This is a genomic window from Bacteroidota bacterium, from assembly GCA_018692315.1.
Lineage (GTDB): Bacteria > Bacteroidota > Bacteroidia > Bacteroidales > JABHKC01 > JABHKC01.
Genome location: JABHKC010000200.1, coordinates 17,463 through 34,491, shown reverse-complemented (window position 1 = coordinate 34,491; position 17,029 = coordinate 17,463). Strand labels below are relative to the sequence as shown.

The window sequence follows — 17,029 nt, the reverse complement described above, 5'->3', positions numbered from 1 at the left end:
CACATCATCTTTGACCGTCCTCAATTTTTATTCCATCAAAATAGCTCGCTATTACTCAAAAATAAAAATCTGTGGTAGTTCAAATCTGACACACATTTTGAACTTTCGAGACGAAAATTTATGAATTATTCAGGCTAAATCTATTGGCAAATAATCAGGATATATTTATTTCTCATGATTTTCATATCCTCTACCTTTGCCAAATCCTCTGCCTCCGCCTTTAAATCCTTCGCCTCTGCCACCACGAAATTTCCTGCCTTGTCCTTGACCTGGCCAGATACAATTCAACATGCTTTCGTAGGTTTCATAAAGCTTTTCTTTTTGTTCAACAGTACAAATTGATTCAATTTCCAAAAATTGATTTATAGTTTCCCTTTTTTGTTTTTCATTTATTTCCCCAATTTCCTGAGCAATAGCCGAAAGTTTTACAGTATCTGAGTCTGTCTTCGAAAGTTCATTAAACATTTGCGTGGTTTTATCACTCAATAGTTTGTTCAGGTTTTCAGTTTTTAAATGAAAGTTAGATTTTATTTGTTGGTACTTTTCCAATTGCTCATTGCTAAGATCTAATTCTTCGGCGAGAAAAATGCCTTTGTTTTCATTTGTTTTAGTGGTGATAACAATATCTTGTTCGCTGTATAAATGAAAAATAAACGAAGCTATTGTTGCAATATTTATTACTACGAGAAATATAATTGCAAAACTAATTAGCTGCTTTTTATATAAATAATTCATAGTTGATAGTTTTAAAGAAAGTAAAAAAATAAAGATATCTATCTATATGTTATCTGTTTAATAATGAATATAATTTTCTATCTGTTGTTCTTCTGTAAGTGATAATTCCTGTGCAAGGGTCTGCAAATTTTCTATTTTGTCGGTTTTTGCTGATGCAAAAGTGTCCAATCTTTTTCCGAAATTTATTCCTATAAAAATCCCAAAAACAATAATGACACCTACAAAAACCGGTTTTAATATTTTCTTGAATATCGGCAAATATATCGGCATTTCTTGTTGAGAGGCTCGATTGTCAATTTTTTGTTGCAATCTTGTATAAAAAAACGGATTTATTTCAAGTTTTTTTTCATCTTCAAAAACATTCAGAGTTTGCTCTACTTCATTATAGATTTTTTGGCAGGAATTGCAAACCTTCAAATGAGTTTGAAATTCCTCAGTTTTTTCTTTTGGAAGTGAATTTTCCGAATAAAAAACTATATTATTTTTAAAAGTCTGGCAGTTCATAATTTTTATATTTTAAAGATTAGCATAACATTTTAGCAATTTCTTTTGCAGTTTTTTTCTTGCCCTATAAATCAAGGACTCAACCGATGGAATTGAAATATTCATAATTTCGGAAATTTCGTTGTACGATTTGTCATTAAATTTGCTCAGAGTAAATGCTATTTTCTGGTTTTCGGGCAAACTGTTTAATGCTTTTTGCATATTGGCAGCCCGTTCTTTATTTTCTACATACGAATCAGTTTGAGCATTTGTGTCGCTAATTTCAAATATTTCATCCTTCGAGTTTGAAAAAAAGTTTTCGATGCTTTTTGCAAATTTTTGTTTTCGATTGTTTCTAATGTAGTTGATTGACTGATTGATAGCAATTCGATAGAGCCAGGTAGAAATTTTCGATTCCATTCTGAAGCTTTTCAAAGAATTATAAACCTTTATAAAAACTTCTTGCGACACATCTTCGGCATCGGCTTGGTTGTGCAGAAATCCCAAACATGTATTAAAAACCAATTGAGAATGATGATCAACAAACTCACGAAAAGCCAATTGATCACCATCCATCATTTTGTTTATAATACTGTTATCAACCATTTTAGTCGAAGTGAAATACCAACTTTTATCTATTTTTCTCTCTCTATAAAGTTCCGAAATGTTTTACTTCTTAAAGAGAACAAAGATAGAGTTTTGTAGGCTACCTTATCAATTAATTATTCCTACATCTTCCGTTTCTTCTACTATTTCCTTTTCCCATTCCTTGCCCTTTTCCTTTTCCATTTCTATAGCATTTGTTATTTCCTTTGCCTTTTCCAAAACCTTTTGAATTGCCATCTTTAGAGTTATCGCAAACTCCATTTCCATCCTTATCGACAAAATTACGACCTTTTCTGGTTTTTCCTTTTTCCTGAAAATTGTCACAAATACCGTCTTTATCAGTATCTACAAAACTCCCTCTTTCCGTTTGATTAGTAACTACATCCGATTTTTTTTCATTTTCAGTTTTGCTTGTTTGTGCTGAAGCATTTCCCCATATCAAAGATGCTCCCAAAAATACTACAATTAAAAAATTTACTCTTTTCATTTTTAAAATTTTACATTAATTATTTAATAACATTTTCAATTTTCAAAAATTGATTTATTACTTTGACACAATCATTTGAAAAAACCAGCGAATTGTTTTACAATAATTTTGGAACGTAATTTCCATCTAAAATATACATTTAAACAGCAAATAAAGACTGTTAATATAATTAAACAGTAATAAACATCATAAAAAATTTGTAAATAATAAAATACAGTATATATTTGCAACAAATAAATTTAAAAATATAAAATGATGGAATTATTTAAAGTTTTTCAAAATCGCGATGAATATTTTGAATTGTTAAGTCAAGGAAAATATTCAAAGAATTTTTTACTCAAACAAATTGGAATTATTTTGCTTTTTGCATTTATCTATGGAGTTGTAATGGGAAGCTATAATAGTTTTTTGCAATCAATTGTTACCGGTGTAAAAGTCCCGGTACTCATCACTTTAGCATTATTGATTTGTTTTCCGGCACTTTATGTAATACAATACATTTTAGGCTCGAAAATGGGACTTGTACAAATGATAATCATGATTTTATCTGGCTTTCTGATGTTTAGTTCTATTTTGGTTTCGTTTGCACCAATCGTATTATTTTTTATGATAACTGGCAACGACTATAATTTCCTTAAACTTTTGCATGTAGCAATTTTCACCTTTTCAGGTATTTTTGGGATGAGGATAATTCTTGAAGCTCTTAAGTTTTCTTGCGAAAAAAAGAATATATATCCAAAAATTGGGCTTAACATTTTTAAATTTTGGATATTTGTTTTTGCCTTTGTAGGTATGCAGTTAGCATGGAATCTCAGGCCATTTCTTGGCGACAAAAACGAAGAATTCGAACTTTTCAGAGAGCGAGAAGGAAATTTTTATAAAGCTGTAGTCTTTTCGGCGGCAAACATGTTTTCTTACGATAAAAATGCAAAAAACAGTAGGAAACATAAAAATATCGAATTTAAGAAAAATGCTGCAATCGATGAAAATGATTTAATAAATAATACTGACAGTGTAAGTTATGAGTAAAGAAAGTAATGATATTCTGACCCTTGAAGAGGTCGCTGAATATTTGCGGCTGAAACCTCAAACAATTTATACCTGGGCTCAAGAAAAACGCATCCCTTCGGCTAAACTTGGAAAAGAATGGAGATTTAAAAAATCAATAATCGACCGTTGGTTCGACCAACATATTGATGAACGATTTAAGGAATTTTTATAATCATCATTTTATAACCTGAATAATTCATAAATATTTCTACTACAAGCCCAAACTGCGTATCATCTTTAACCGTCCTCAATTTTTATTCCATAATAATAGCTCGCTATTACTCAAAAATAAAAATCTGTGGTAGGGCAAATCTGACACACATTTAGAGCTTTCGTTACGAAAATATATGAATTATTCAGGATAGAAATTCAGCATTTTCTTATTGATACTAATTTAGGTCAATAAATCTATTCTTCATATTTTATTTGAAAGAAAAAAGAAAGCTTTGTGTCTTCAAGATAGAGAAAATGTATTGAGAAAAGTCAGTTTATTCCATTCATATAAATACTATTTTTGAGCTGGTAAAAATTTGAAAAAATTGTAATTATGAGTGTAAGTCAAATAGTATTTATTATTTCAGTAATTATTTCCGCTGCCTTTTTCTTTCTTAGTGTTTCAAAAATATTTAAGAATATTAGTTTTTTAAAAAAGCCATATCCAACAAATAATTATGGCGAAAGAATTCAAATGCTTCTGAATGTAGCGTTTGCCCAGACCAAGATATTCAGAATGCCATTAGTTGGTTTTCTTCATGCTATAGTTTTTTGGGGATTTATGTTTATTCTTTTTGGCTCATTCGAAATGATAATTGACGGTTTTTTGGGTAATGAACGAATTTTTTCTTTTCTCGGACCTGTTTATTCATTTATGATGGCAGCGGGCGATATTTCTGCTTTTTTAATTCTGCTTCTAATTGTGATTTTCCTTTTTCGTCGCTGGTTTTTGAAAATTCGCCGTTTTAAAGGCGAGGAAATGAGACACAAAGATCATAAAGACGCTTCTTTTGCTCTTTTGCTGATACTAATATTAATGGTTTCGCTTTTAAATATTAATATTGCTTATGTTGCAAATTGTAAACTTTTGGGCGAAGAAATTGCTGGATTTTATCCGGTGAGCAATCTTTTTACTCCATTGTTTGCGGCATACGATACGCATTTTTTAGAATGGTTAACACTACTAAATTGGTGGATTCATATTTTGGGAATTTTCTTTTTTGCAAACTATCTTCCTTACTCTAAACATTTTCATGTGTTTATGTCTTTACCCAACGTTTATTTCTCTCGTGTAGGTCCATTAACGCAAATGACAAATATGGATTCGGTGAAAGACGAAGTAAAACTTATGATGGACCCGAATGCAGCTTTCGCCGATCTTCCACCGGAAGAAGAGGCTCCTATTGAAAGATTTGGTGTTAAAGACGTGGAAGATGGAACATGGAAAAATTATATAGATTCGCTCACTTGTACTCAATGCGGCAGATGCACAGCGGCTTGTCCGGCAAATCAAACCGGTAAAAAACTTTCGCCAAGGAAAATAGTTCTTGATTATAGGAGAAGAATAGAAGAAAAATCGCCGGGACTACGAAAAAATGGGAAAGAATTTGACGATGGTAAATCTTTGTTCAGAGATTATATTTCGTTTGAGGAATTGTGGGCATGCACTACTTGCAATGCTTGTGCTATGGAATGCCCTGTAAATATTGACCATCCTACATTAATTCTCGATTTGCGACGATACATTTTCATGGAAGAATCGGCTGCACCATCGCTAATAAATGCTATGTCCACCAATATTGAAAATAATGGTGCTCCATGGCAATATCCGCCAAGCGACAGACTGAAATGGGCTGACGAACTTTATATTGAAAATTGAAATTTAGAAATTTGAATTTTGGCAATTAAAAATCAAAAATTAAAAAATCATGGCAAATAAGAGAAAAATTATTGTTCCAACAATGGCTGATATTTCTGTAGAAGGAAAAAAAGTTGATATTCTGTTTTGGGTTGGATCGGCAGGAAGTTTCGACGATAGAGCTAAAAAAATAACACGTGATTTCGTCAAGATTTTAGAATTTTGCAAAATAAATTATGCAGTTCTCGGAACAGAAGAAACTGATACCGGCGATGCTGCAAAGCGTTCTGGCAACGAGTTTTTATTTCAAATGCAAGCAATGCAAAATATTGAGCTATTGAATGCCTACGAACTGAAAAAAATTGTTACTTGCGACCCTCACGATTTTAATACATTAAAAAATGAATATCCGGATCTTGGTGGGAATTATGAGGTTGTTCATCACACACAATTTATTAAACAACTGATTGAGAGCGGGCAACTAAAAATCGAAGCCGGCGATTTTAAATCAAAAAAAATCACATATCACGACCCTTGCTATTTGGGAAGAGGAAATAAAGAGTATGAAGCACCCCGCTTTATTATAAATAAAATTGGAGTGAATTTTTCTGAAATTGAACCGAACAAAAGCCGCGCATTATGCTGTGGTGCCGGTGGTGCTCAAATGTTTAAAGAAACCGAAGCAGGAGATAAAGAAATTTACGAACTACGCACTGAACAAGCCCTTGAAACAAAAGCAGAAATCATAGCAACAGCCTGCCCCTTATGCATGACAATGATGGAAGACGGGCTGAAAGTTAAGGAAAAGGAACATGAAATTAAAGTGCTTGATATTGCTGAGATTGTGGTGAGGGTTTTGGGTTTGTAAGATATCTATTTATAAGTATTTATGTTATGAAAAACACAATCAGATTACAAGTAATTATTCTATTCTTCATTAGTTCAAATCTTTTATGTCAACCTCATTTGGAATGGGCAAAAGGCATAGGTGGAGAAGACACTGATAATGGCTATTCAGTAACAACGGATTCAGAAGGAAATACATATTTAACAGGATATTTCAGAGAGACTATTGATTTTGACATTGGAGATGGAGTTTGTGAGCTTTCATCGAATGGAAAATCTGATATTTTTATTCTGAAATTAGATTCTTATGGTAGTTTTGAATGGGCAAAAAGTATTGGAGGATGTGAATCAGATGTCGGATCATCTATATATATTGATGAAAGTGGTTATATCTATATAACCGGATTTTTTGAAGATACAGTCGATTTTAATCTGGATGATAAAGCTCATCAACTTATCTCAGCTGGGAAATGGGATATTTTTATTTTGAAATTAGATATGGATGGAAGTTTTTTATGGGCAGAAACTATTGGAGGAAACTATAATGATGAAGGAAATGATATATCAGTTGACTTATACGGGAATATATTTGTAGCAGGAGTGTTTCAGGATACTGTCGATTTTGATCCTGGAAATGGAGTTTATAATCTTGTTTCACGTTGTAGTTTCGATTGTTTTATTTTGAAATTAGATTCTGATGGCAATTTTGTTTGGGCTAAAGATTTTGGGAATACTGATGCAGATTACTGTAATTCTACCATAAATGATAGATATGGAAATGTTTACATAGCTGGAATCTTTGAAGATAGGGTTGATTTTGATCCCGGTCCTGAACTGTATAATATTACTTCAAATGATGGAGACATTTATATCTTAAAATTAGATTCTAATGGAAATTTTATTTGGGTAAAAACTATTGGTGGGTTTGACTATGATGTTTGTTTTTCACTAACATCTGATACTCATGGAAATATATATTCAACAGGATACTTCAAGGATTCTGTAGATTTTGATCCCGGAAATGGAGTTAGCAATATGTATTCGAATGGATACGGTGATATTTTTGTGTTGAAACTTGATTCTGACGGAAATTATATCTGGGCTAAAACTATTGGTGGAACATACCCTGATGTGGGATATTCGATTTCTACTGATGCAAAAGGGAACAATTATACAACTGGGAAATTCGAGGGATCTATGGATTTTGATTCTGGAATTGGTGTGAATAATCTCACCTCTAATGGAAGTACTGATGTCTTTATTTTGAAATTAGACTCTGATGGAAATTTTGTATGGGCAAAAACCGTTGGTGGAGAGGATGCGGATAATAGCTGGTCCTTGTATGCAGATGCAAAAGAAAATGTATATGTTACAGGTTACTTCAAAACCTATGTAGATTTTGATTTGTGGAATTCAGAGTTTAGTCTTTCTACTAATGGAGGATATGATGCTTTTCTACTTAGAATTTCACAATCACTTCAGGTTTTTTTTGCTACATCAGGCACATTATTTAATTTGGGTGATACTGTTGAATTTACAGATCTCTCTACATATTCTCCAACAAGCTGGCTTTGGGATTTTGGAGATAATAATACTTCAGTTGAAAAAAATCCAAGTCATGTCTATCAAAACTGTGGCAAATATGATGTTTCATTGATTGTTTCGAAAGGGACAGATAAAGATACAATGTTAGTAGAAGAATGTATTATAATTAAGGACTTTCAAACCAATGTTTCAGAACGTCCATATTCAATAATACAAATAGATCAAAACATACCTAATCCTTTTTTTAAAAACACTCAAATAGGGTTTTATATGTCAAAACAATCATTCATAAAACTTGAATTATTCAATATTCTAGGTGATAGAATTGAAACTATAGTAGCACAAAACTATCCTGAAGGAAAACATTCCATTATTTTTGACAGAAAAAATTTACCTTCAGGTATTTATTTATATAGGTTCTCAACTAATGGTTTTTCAGAATCTAAACTTATGAATATTGAATGAAACATAAATAAAAACTTGTTTCAAAAATCCCTACTAAAATTTCATACAGACGCTAAAACAGGATTAGGAGAAATGTATAATTACATGGAAGAGTTTTTATCTTTACTAAATGTAGGTTAATCACTAAACAAATGAATATAAAATGTAAAGAACGTTCGGATTGCAAATCAGAACGAGTGGATTGTAATGAGAGTTTTGGATATTTAAACTTCTGTATAAAAAAATATTTATGATTAAAGACTTGCTGACTATTTTAGCTATAACTTTTGCTACTCAAACATCTTATTCTCAAGAAGCAGATTCAAGAGGATTTATCGTAGCAATTGGTGATACAGCACCAAATGTAAAATTTAATTTCATTGATGGAACAAAAGTTTCACTCAAAGATTACAGAGGCAAAGTTGTGATGCTGCAATTCACAGCAAGTTGGTGTGGCGTTTGCCGAAAAGAAATGCCATTTATCGAAAACGAAATTTGGCAAGTTCATAAAGATAAAGATTTGATTGTTATAGGAATAGACAGGGATGAGCCTTTGAAAAAAGTTAAGAAATTTGTTAAACAAATGAAAACCACTTATCCAATGTCGCTCGATCCTGATGCTGAAATATTCGCAAAATTTGCCGACAAAAAAAGTGGGGTAACACGTAATGTAATTATTGACCGTAACGGAAAAATCATTTTCCTAACAAGACTTTTTAATAGAGAAGAATTTGATAAAATGAAAGAAGTCATTGCTGAGCTAGTTCTCAATCATTAAAATATCAATAAATTCACTTTGAAGAACTCTACTTCAAATTTTTAAATAACAGGTAGTTAAATTCTATCCCATAATCAAAATTACGCAAATTGTAGGTATGATGAATTGATATTATTGAATATGAAATTCGAAATCCTAAAAGAAAGTTTTTATTAATATGATACTTATAGGAGACAATCCATGAAACATCAAACTGCTTAAAATTTTCTATATCGGGAATTGCAGTTTTTTTTGTGAGATCATCAAAAAGTAGTTTTGTTTGAAACATTTTTGCAAAAGAAATTCCGGTTTCAAGAAAATAATTCCTCTTTTTTGTTTTTCCTTTATAACCAAATAATATGGGAATTTCAATATATTTTAATTTGAGATTTTCAAAATCCGGTCGGCTATAAACATTAACGAATTCTAATAAACTTCCTTTTCTAATGTATCTTAGTTCTAAAGTTCCATGCAATTTCTTACTAAAACCATAAGATACGTACGCTCCATAAGATATGCCGCTGGTTCCCCAAATCTTTCCACCTCCATTGTTCCAAAAATAGCTTTCGTCACCTTCAATATGAATACCATTAAAGTTTAATAGAATTCCAGGACTAAAAACATGTAATTGTCCAAATAGATTACTATTTGTTGCAAGAATTAATAGTAACGCAAGAATTTTTGTTAATAAAATAGCATTTTTCATAAACAAGAAAGAGTTAAACTTCATATTTTGAAAACTATATATGAAGTTTATTCTTCTTTTATCTCAACTCAAATGTAATAGGTACATTATATCTCACGCTTACGGGTTTTCCGCATTGTTTGCCGGGAGTCCAGTCTGGAAGCAATTTCACTACTCTAATTGCTTCATTGTCGAGCATTGGATCTATTCCTCGCAATAAGGCAACTTCCCTGACTTTTCCTTTTTTCCCGATAACAAATTCAACGTGAACAGTACCGCTAATTCCAACTTGAAGAGCTAAATCAGGATATTTTATATTTGCATAGATAAACGATAGCAAAGCTGCATAGCCTCCTGGAAATTCTGGCGTTTCTTGAACTCCTATATAAACAATATCCTCTTCTAAAGTTTCTTCGGGCAATTTAATAATTTCAGTTTTATCATCTTCCGAAGTTTCCGAAGTTTCAAAAATGGCTTCCTCTTTTAAGATTTTGTCGTTCTCAACAATTTTTATTATCTCAATAGGCTTTTGTTTGATTATTTCCTTCTTTGGCTCTTCCCTTCTTGTGATTGGTACGAGCACTTCATCGTATTCCATACTTTCAAGTTTGCCTAATGAAGAACTGTTTGAACTATTACTTGGCCATTCAAATGCAAATAATACAAGTGATAAACCAATAATTAATCCAATTTCAAAGAATATTGTTCTCATTTTTTCGAGATTGGCTTTCGCCGATTTTTTATTTTCCATAATATTAAATTTAAAAGTTCATAACTTATGATGATAAAACGCAAACAATTCCATAAATATTTAACTCTGAATGAAAAAATGATGCCAAAAATTCGGATTACGAAAAAATTTACTTTTCAGTAAAAATTTGTTTTAATAATTTTCCTAATATTGTTGTTTTAAAATTATAGAAAAATATTATTGATTATTTATAAAAATATTATGAGAAAATTATTAGCAATTATCATAATAAGCTTTTTTATAGTAAGTTGCGAAGATAGCGGTAACTGCCCTGACGATCATATTTGTGTTAGTGGAAATGAAATTTATTTTCAAGAAGATGCAAATAGCCAAAAAATTACAATAAGTTTTCCGCCAAATGCTGTATATGGAAATACTAAAGTATTGTTCAATGACATTCAATTCATTCGAGGTTCGAATTGTCCATATGAATTTTATGCTCAATCGTATTTCAATATTGAACCAATTGAAACCGAGCTTAACAAACTTGGAAATATGAAGATAGAATATCTAAATGATTTTTACTATCCCCCAAAAAACGAAGAAACCGATTTAAATCTTTATTTTATAGATAAATATCAGAATTGGTCTAAACTGAATTTGTGTGAGCACGATTACGATAATCGAAATGTTTCTGCAAATTTTCAGAAATTTGGGAAATATGCAATTGCATATCCGGGTAGTTGTTTGATAGGCGATTGGTGGACTTCATCCTATGGTTTTAATATGCAAATTAATATTTCGGGAAGTGGAACCCGAGAAATGAATTTTGATACAGGAGACTCGATTGTATCAGCAGTGGCAAATTTCAAATGGGAAAAAGAGGACGATTTCATTTATTTAAGTTATTCCGATATAGTTTATAATAGCATGTCGCACAATTATTCGCATGTTTTTGATTCTATCAATTATTCTTGCGAAGATTCTATCTATTTTAGAAGTTTAAAATGGTATAGATATTAATTCATTGAACTTTTTCAAAATATAAACCAGAATTATCATACAAGTTAATTTTCATCAAAAAAAAATATTAAATGATATTACCAGAACAAATAAAAGATATTCTTAAACGCCAGCAAGCGTTATGGAGGTATCTTTGACATTGAAAAAAAAATCAAAGAATTAGAAGAGCAAGAACTTAAAACACAAGCATCGGATTTTTGGAACGACCCCAAAGCTGCTGAAAAGCACCTAAAATATATTACCACTATCAAAAAGTGGACTTCAGCTTATAGCCAAATTGAAGCTTCTGTTGAAGATTTAAAAGTAATACATGACTTTTACAAAGAAGGAGAAGCTGGTCAGGATGAGTTGGAGGAGCAATATACCATCGCACTTCAGTTGATTGAAGATTTGGAATTTAAAAATATGCTTCGCAACGAAGAAGACGAATTTGCAGCACTTCTTAAAATAAACTCTGGAGCAGGTGGCACAGAAAGCCTTGATTGGGCAAGCATGCTCATGAGAATGTACATTCGATGGGGCGAACAAAACGGTTACAATATAAAAGAGATAAATTTTCAGGCTGGCGATGAGGTTGGAGTAAAATCTGTAACTATAGAAATTTCAGGCGATTATGTATATGGTTACCTAAAAGGAGAAAGTGGGATACATCGTTTAGTGAGGCTTTCTCCTTTCGATGCTAACCATAAAAGACATACAACTTTTGCATCTGTTTTTGTTTCTCCTGTTCTTGAAGATACAGCTGAGATTGAAATAAATCCGGCTGATATTTCATGGGAAACTTATCGTTCGGGAGGAGCTGGTGGTCAGAATGTAAACAAGGTGGAAACGGGCGTTCGACTTCGGCACGAGCCGACAGGAATAATAATTGAAAACACAGAAACACGTTCTCAGTTAAAAAATAAAAATAATGCGATGAAAAATCTTCGTTCGCATTTATACGAATTAGAGCTACGAAAAAAGCAAGAAGAGCAATCAATTATTGAAGGTAAAAAGAAAAAAATCGAATGGGGCAGCCAAATCAGATCTTATGTAATGCACCCATACAAATTAGTCAAAGATTTACGTACTTCGCATGAAACCTCTAATGTTCAATCAGTTTTAGACGGAAATTTAAACGATTTTATTAAGTCTTACTTAATGGAATTCGGTGGAGATAAATAAGTATTTTTAATTATTCAGAATAATCTAATTTGAAGATAAACCAAAAACTACTACTATGAAAAAGTTTGCAATTTTCATTTTCACTATTTTACTTTTATGTATCGAAACCTTTGGGCAAACACAAATAAAATATGACGAGCACAAAAGCGATTTGCCTGAATGGGTAAAACTTATGTACAAAGAAAATCCTGATGTTGGAGAAGTTGTAAAAGCTTATAAAAAGTATTACGAATCGAAGGTATTCGAAAAAAACACATATACTCAATTCTACAAACATTGGCTTATTGATCATACAAGGAGTAGTAAGTCAAAAAGTAAGTTCACAACTAAAAAATATAAAGACAATTTAGAGTCGTACATTTACAAATCTTTGTCAAAAAAATCAGCACAATCCGAATGGGAATGTATAGGACCTTTCGACTTTGATAAAGATGCTGCAGACAGAAGTTATGCTCCGGGAGCAGCACATTGTTACACTGTTGAACAATCTGCTAGTAATCCTAATGTTTTATATGCAGGAACAGCCACTGCCGGGCTTTGGAAAACCATCGACAAAGGACAAAATTGGACACTTCTGACAAGAGATTTTATCTTAAATACAATATTTGCACTGGAAATAGATTTTTTGAATGAAGATATTATTTATTTCGGTGGTGCCGGAAAAGTTTATAAATCAACAGATGGTGGACAAAACTGGATCGTTACTGGAGACCAAAGTTTTCAAAATGATTATCATACTGTAAAAGATATTTTAATGCACCCGACAAATTCAAGCATTTTATTTCTTGCTTCCGATTTGGGTTTTTACAGAACAATCGATGCTGGAGCAAATTGGGATGAAATTTTGTTGGGAACATTTCAGGAAATTGAATTTCACACCTCCAATCCAGACATAATTTACACAATAAAACAAACCGGAAATAAAACCGAATTTTACAAATCTATTGACAATGGTCTTAGCTTTTCTTTGCAAACAAATGGCTGGCCTATGCCAATTTCGCCAGACGAGCAAAAAAGAACAGAAATCTCGGTTTCGGCAGCCGCTCCTGAAAATATATGGGCACTTGCAACAGGTGCTGTAAATGGAGGAAGCGGACTCTATGGATTATATTCAAGTCAAGATGCAGGAGCAAACTGGTCGTTTATTTGTTGCGGACCTCAACCCGGAGGCCCACCTTCTTTAACAAATCCAAACCTAATGGGCTGGAGCGATGAAGGGACAGACGATGGGGGACAATATTATTTCGATCTTGCCTTAGAAGTTTCTCCTGTTAATTCGAATAAAATCCATATTGCAGGAGTAAACCACTGGGTTTCAAACGATGGCGGAAATTCTTTTACTTGTCCGTCAAAATGGAGCCATCCCGAAAAAGTGGAATATGTTCATGCAGATATTCACGATGTTGGATATTTTGGAAACGACCTTTGGATGGCTTGCGATGGAGGGATTTTTTACTCCAGCACTGGCGGTGATACTATCAACCGTATGATGTATGGAATTTCAGGAACTGATTTTTGGGGATTTGGAGCAGGTTTTTGGGACGGTGAAGTCATGCTTGGCGGAACTTATCATAATGGAACTCTGCTGAAAGACAATGATGTTTATTTAAACGGTTGGATTTGTACTCAAGGTGGAGACAATTTCCGTGGATTTGTAAATTACGGAAATGGCAGACAGGTTTATCACGATGGTGGAGGAAAACTATTGTCTGGTGATAGAAATGTGAATATAACTCCTTTTCCATTTTCAATGATGTCTAATGCTTCATATTTTGTTGGCGAATCTAGCAATTTGGAATTCGATCCTTGTTGCTATAATATTATTTATACAGGTATAAATAGTTTGTTAATGAAATCTGAAAACAATGGCTCATCATTTCACATGATTCACGATTTTAATGAAGATGTAACTTCTGTAAAAGTTGCATGGACAAATCCAGATTATATTTATGTAGCAACATATTCTGATTGGTGGGGAACAAAAAAGCTATGGAAATCGACTGATGGAGGAGCTAATTGGACAGAAATAACACCTACTTCTTCAGAAATTAATGGATATGCCTGGGTTCCATACGATATCGCTGTTAGCAGTGAAGACGAAAATATTATATGGATTGCACGTACTTCACAATACAGCGATTATCCTAATATTGCCGGATATCAGGCTTTTAAATCTGAAGATGGGGGAAATTCATGGATAAATATTTCTACAAATACGCTCGATGGCGAATACCCAACAAATATTGTCCACCAACGAGGTACAAACGGCGGAGTTTATATTGGAACACGCCGAGCAGTATATTACAGAAATAATGGGATGATTGATTGGGAACTTTTCAATAATAATTTGCCCTTAAGCACCAGTTCTATAAAATTAGTTCCGCATTACAGAAAATCGAAAATCAGGAATGCAACAAATAGGAGTGTTTATGAATGCGATTTTATTGAAAATTCTATTCCGATAGCTCAAATTTCGGCAGATAGATTGCAGTCATTTTGTACTCGCGATACGATTTATTATGTCGATCACTCATGCATTTCGGAGGTTGATGCAAGTTGGTCGTGGGAATTTCCCGGAGGAAGTCCTTCGACTTCTGCTATACGAAATCCAAAAGTAGTTTATTCTGTCCCTGGCACATATTCGGTAAGTTTAACTGTTACAGACACTTTTGGAACTGACAATCAAACTATTTCAGATTTCATTACTATTTCTTCGGAATGTCAAGCAGATACAATTCCCGGCATGGCATTGAATTTGTCTAATTCCGGTGACTATGCTTCAATACCTTCGCTTAATATCAATACGAATTCCATTTCAATGTCTGCATGGATTAAACCAAATATTATTCTTCCTGAATATACAGGATTTATTATGCACCACGATGTGGGAGCAGGTATCAATATTCGTCAAAATATGGAGTTAGGCTATCATTGGCCCGGAGGAAACTGGGGGTGGAATAGTGGTTTGTTTATTCAGGTAGATAAGTGGTCTCATGTGGCTTTAGTGGTTTGTCCTGATTCTATTACAGTATATTTGAATGGGATATATAGTTCTCATGTAGTTGCTCCAGATTCTGTTAATTTTAATTCAAGTACAGATATTGGATCGTATCATGGATGGGCTTCAAGGAATTTCTCAGGTGAAATAGATGAGGTATGTATTTGGAATAAAGCCATTTCGCAAAATGAAATTCGAGAACAAATGCACCTTACAAAAATTCCTTCTAGTGACCTTGACTTGATTGCGTATTATCAATTTAACCGTAATGAAGGAATGATTACTGATAGGGCAAACATTTTTCATGCAGAAATGAATGGGGCAGCAAGCAGAATTGAGTCTAATGCGCCAGTTGGTGGAGGAACAAGTTATAGGTTAGATGTTTATGGTGGCATGTTAGCTGATTTTACAGGTACCGGTATTGTTTTAGATTTCCAAAATAGTGGAACTTTTCCAAACGGAGAGTTAGTTGCATCTAGAATAAATCTACTGCCAGATCATTCACCAAATGTTTATCCTCTCAGCGAAAGTTATTGGATTATTAATAATTATGGCGAAAACGACAATTTCACTTCTTTGACGGGGATTTCATTTTATGATGCAGGAAATATTTCTACACAAAATTCTGCAAATCCTTCAAAGATAAAACTATACAAGCGAAACTCAAACGAATACGGAGATACATGGGGAAATATAATTGATAGTGCAGATATTGCTATTAACGGAGAGAATGGAGATGTGTTTTTTAACAATATGAGCCCTATCAACAACTTTGGCCAACTTGTAATATCTTTTGAAGGCGATAGTGTTTCAACAATAGTTGATGATAATTGTTTACACCAAACCCAGGATTTCATACATGTTTATCCTAATCCGATAAGTCGAAAAAACTATATAAATATAGTTACAAATATTGAAAATGAGTGTAAATTTGTACTTTATAATTCTAACGCAACAATAGTTATGTCTGAAAATTTCAGCAAACAAGCTGCGATTAAAATCAATAATCTAAAAAAAGGTACATATTTTTATCAAGTGAGAAGTTCGAGATTTATTAAAAATGGCAAATTGGTGATATTGAAGTAAATACACATAAAACTGATTGTTGTTTTATTCCATTTTTTTGTATTTTTAATAATGTCATAGATAGTAATATGAAATATGTTACTTGTTCATAAAGCCAATATAGGCCTATCTCTACTATCCCCTAAATCTAACAACCTTCTGATTGAATAATGAAAATTTCATTTTTTACCTCAATATCTTCATTTTCATTAGTTTTAATTTCTTTAACTTCACCTTCGCACGAAGAAATAACTGGGCTATACTCGCCTTCTGCTTCAATAAATCCTACGGTTTGATCAATTTCAATGTTATCACCAATTTTGACTTTTGGAATACTTCCATCTGTAAAATGAAAAACTCCTGACATGTGGGCTTGAATTGTACACATAATTTTAATTTTTTAAGTAAAACAATAATCTATTAACTCTTGTTTGGGAAAAAGAGTTGAAATAAACTGATAATTGAAGCAAATGTAATATGTATTATTTAAAAATACAAATATTTTTCAAAAAATCTATTCAAAGAAATTGTTGAAGAACTATTTGAATAGTGTTTACGTAAAAAAAAAATACAAAATTAGCTCTTGCAATAAAGGAAT

General features: G+C 32.5%; 16 protein-coding genes. 9 read left to right on the top strand and 7 right to left on the bottom strand.

All coding sequences use genetic code 11. From position 1 onward, the window contains the following. Window positions 1–165 precede the first annotated feature (165 nt). The 4 genes from HN894_15005 to HN894_14990 form a co-directional block, all read right to left on the bottom strand. Window positions 166–735, bottom strand: coding sequence for a periplasmic heavy metal sensor (locus HN894_15005; GenBank protein ID MBT7144632.1), 570 nt, complete (start codon window positions 733–735; stop codon window positions 166–168). Between the two features lie 57 nt (window positions 736–792). After that, window positions 793–1,239, bottom strand: coding sequence for a hypothetical protein (locus tag HN894_15000; protein ID MBT7144631.1), 447 nt, complete (start codon window positions 1,237–1,239; stop codon window positions 793–795). Between the two features lie 12 nt (window positions 1,240–1,251). Next, complete coding sequence (locus tag HN894_14995) at window positions 1,252–1,824, bottom strand: RNA polymerase sigma factor (GenBank protein ID MBT7144630.1); 573 nt, start codon at window positions 1,822–1,824, stop codon at window positions 1,252–1,254. Between the two features lie 112 nt (window positions 1,825–1,936). Further along, window positions 1,937–2,311 carry a hypothetical protein gene (locus tag HN894_14990; GenBank protein MBT7144629.1) on the bottom strand — a complete coding sequence of 125 codons (375 nt, stop codon included), beginning with the start codon at window positions 2,309–2,311 and terminating at the stop codon, window positions 1,937–1,939. A gap of 252 nt (window positions 2,312–2,563) precedes the next feature. Here HN894_14990 and HN894_14985 point away from each other — a divergent pair, with 252 nt between their 5' ends. The 6 genes from HN894_14985 (at window position 2,564) to HN894_14960 (ending at window position 8,826) form a co-directional block, all read left to right on the top strand. Continuing rightward, complete coding sequence (locus HN894_14985; GenBank protein ID MBT7144628.1) at window positions 2,564–3,340, top strand: actin-binding WH2 domain-containing protein; 777 nt, start codon at window positions 2,564–2,566, stop codon at window positions 3,338–3,340. Further along, the gene (locus HN894_14980) at window positions 3,333–3,533 is read left to right on the top strand and encodes a helix-turn-helix domain-containing protein (GenBank protein ID MBT7144627.1); all 201 of its coding nucleotides are present in this window, start codon (window positions 3,333–3,335) and stop codon (window positions 3,531–3,533) included. The genes HN894_14985 and HN894_14980 overlap by 8 nt, the downstream gene beginning before the upstream one ends. Window positions 3,534–3,908: 375 nt before the next feature. Beyond that, a complete protein-coding gene (locus HN894_14975; protein ID MBT7144626.1) occupies window positions 3,909–5,234 on the top strand; it encodes a (Fe-S)-binding protein in 1,326 nt (441 codons plus the stop codon). Between the two features lie 49 nt (window positions 5,235–5,283). Then, window positions 5,284–6,081, top strand: a complete 798-nt coding sequence (locus HN894_14970) for a (Fe-S)-binding protein (protein MBT7144625.1) — start codon at window positions 5,284–5,286, stop codon at window positions 6,079–6,081. A gap of 26 nt (window positions 6,082–6,107) precedes the next feature. Next, window positions 6,108–8,069 carry a PKD domain-containing protein gene (locus HN894_14965; GenBank protein MBT7144624.1) on the top strand — a complete coding sequence of 654 codons (1,962 nt, stop codon included), beginning with the start codon at window positions 6,108–6,110 and terminating at the stop codon, window positions 8,067–8,069. 229 nt (window positions 8,070–8,298) lie between these two features. Next, window positions 8,299–8,826, top strand: coding sequence for a TlpA family protein disulfide reductase (locus HN894_14960; GenBank protein MBT7144623.1), 528 nt, complete (start codon window positions 8,299–8,301; stop codon window positions 8,824–8,826). A 28-nt stretch (window positions 8,827–8,854) separates the two neighbouring features. Here HN894_14960 and HN894_14955 read toward each other — a convergent pair whose 3' ends face one another. Continuing rightward, window positions 8,855–9,511 (bottom strand): PorT family protein, encoded by a 657-nt coding sequence (locus HN894_14955; protein ID MBT7144622.1) that lies wholly within the window; start codon window positions 9,509–9,511, stop codon window positions 8,855–8,857. Window positions 9,512–9,569: 58 nt separating this feature from the next. Continuing rightward, on the bottom strand, window positions 9,570–10,241 hold the full coding sequence (locus HN894_14950) for a TonB family protein (GenBank protein ID MBT7144621.1): 672 nt from the start codon (window positions 10,239–10,241) through the stop codon (window positions 9,570–9,572). Window positions 10,242–10,442: 201 nt separating this feature from the next. On the opposite strand from HN894_14950, the gene HN894_14945 reads away from it, so the two are divergent. The 3 genes from HN894_14945 to HN894_14935 all read left to right on the top strand — a co-directional run bounded on the left by HN894_14945 (window position 10,443) and on the right by HN894_14935 (window position 16,452). After that, window positions 10,443–11,204 carry a hypothetical protein gene (locus HN894_14945; protein MBT7144620.1) on the top strand — a complete coding sequence of 254 codons (762 nt, stop codon included), beginning with the start codon at window positions 10,443–10,445 and terminating at the stop codon, window positions 11,202–11,204. A gap of 71 nt (window positions 11,205–11,275) precedes the next feature. Next, window positions 11,276–12,368, top strand: a protein-coding gene (locus HN894_14940) for a peptide chain release factor 2 (GenBank protein MBT7144619.1) whose coding sequence is annotated in 2 segments (ribosomal slippage) — window positions 11,276–11,338 and window positions 11,340–12,368 — 1,092 coding nt in all. Because the reading frame shifts where the segments join, the coding sequence is not laid out codon by codon here. A 55-nt stretch (window positions 12,369–12,423) separates the two neighbouring features. Beyond that, a complete protein-coding gene (locus HN894_14935; protein ID MBT7144618.1) occupies window positions 12,424–16,452 on the top strand; it encodes a T9SS type A sorting domain-containing protein in 4,029 nt (1,342 codons plus the stop codon). A 127-nt stretch (window positions 16,453–16,579) separates the two neighbouring features. Here the strand turns inward: HN894_14935 and HN894_14930 are convergent, their stop codons facing one another. Beyond that, on the bottom strand, window positions 16,580–16,819 hold the full coding sequence (locus tag HN894_14930; GenBank protein ID MBT7144617.1) for a hypothetical protein: 240 nt from the start codon (window positions 16,817–16,819) through the stop codon (window positions 16,580–16,582). Window positions 16,820–17,029: the final 210 nt, after the last annotated feature.

Excerpts from the sequence above, each read along its gene's own strand:
- HN894_15005 (MBT7144632.1), bottom strand. The coding sequence starts at position 735 with ATGAATTATTTATATAAAAAGCAGCTAATTAGTTTTGCAATTATATTT.
- HN894_15000 (MBT7144631.1), bottom strand. The coding sequence starts at position 1,239 with ATGAACTGCCAGACTTTTAAAAATAATATAGTTTTTTATTCGGAAAAT.
- HN894_14995 (MBT7144630.1), bottom strand. The coding sequence starts at position 1,824 with ATGGTTGATAACAGTATTATAAACAAAATGATGGATGGTGATCAATTG.
- HN894_14990 (MBT7144629.1), bottom strand. The coding sequence starts at position 2,311 with ATGAAAAGAGTAAATTTTTTAATTGTAGTATTTTTGGGAGCATCTTTG.
- HN894_14985 (MBT7144628.1), top strand. The coding sequence starts at position 2,564 with ATGATGGAATTATTTAAAGTTTTTCAAAATCGCGATGAATATTTTGAA.
- HN894_14980 (MBT7144627.1), top strand. The coding sequence starts at position 3,333 with ATGAGTAAAGAAAGTAATGATATTCTGACCCTTGAAGAGGTCGCTGAA.
- HN894_14975 (MBT7144626.1), top strand. The coding sequence starts at position 3,909 with ATGAGTGTAAGTCAAATAGTATTTATTATTTCAGTAATTATTTCCGCT.
- HN894_14970 (MBT7144625.1), top strand. The coding sequence starts at position 5,284 with ATGGCAAATAAGAGAAAAATTATTGTTCCAACAATGGCTGATATTTCT.
- HN894_14965 (MBT7144624.1), top strand. The coding sequence starts at position 6,108 with ATGAAAAACACAATCAGATTACAAGTAATTATTCTATTCTTCATTAGT.
- HN894_14960 (MBT7144623.1), top strand. The coding sequence starts at position 8,299 with ATGATTAAAGACTTGCTGACTATTTTAGCTATAACTTTTGCTACTCAA.
- HN894_14955 (MBT7144622.1), bottom strand. The coding sequence starts at position 9,511 with ATGAAAAATGCTATTTTATTAACAAAAATTCTTGCGTTACTATTAATT.
- HN894_14950 (MBT7144621.1), bottom strand. The coding sequence starts at position 10,241 with ATGGAAAATAAAAAATCGGCGAAAGCCAATCTCGAAAAAATGAGAACA.
- HN894_14945 (MBT7144620.1), top strand. The coding sequence starts at position 10,443 with ATGAGAAAATTATTAGCAATTATCATAATAAGCTTTTTTATAGTAAGT.
- HN894_14935 (MBT7144618.1), top strand. The coding sequence starts at position 12,424 with ATGAAAAAGTTTGCAATTTTCATTTTCACTATTTTACTTTTATGTATC.
- HN894_14930 (MBT7144617.1), bottom strand. The coding sequence starts at position 16,819 with ATGTGTACAATTCAAGCCCACATGTCAGGAGTTTTTCATTTTACAGAT.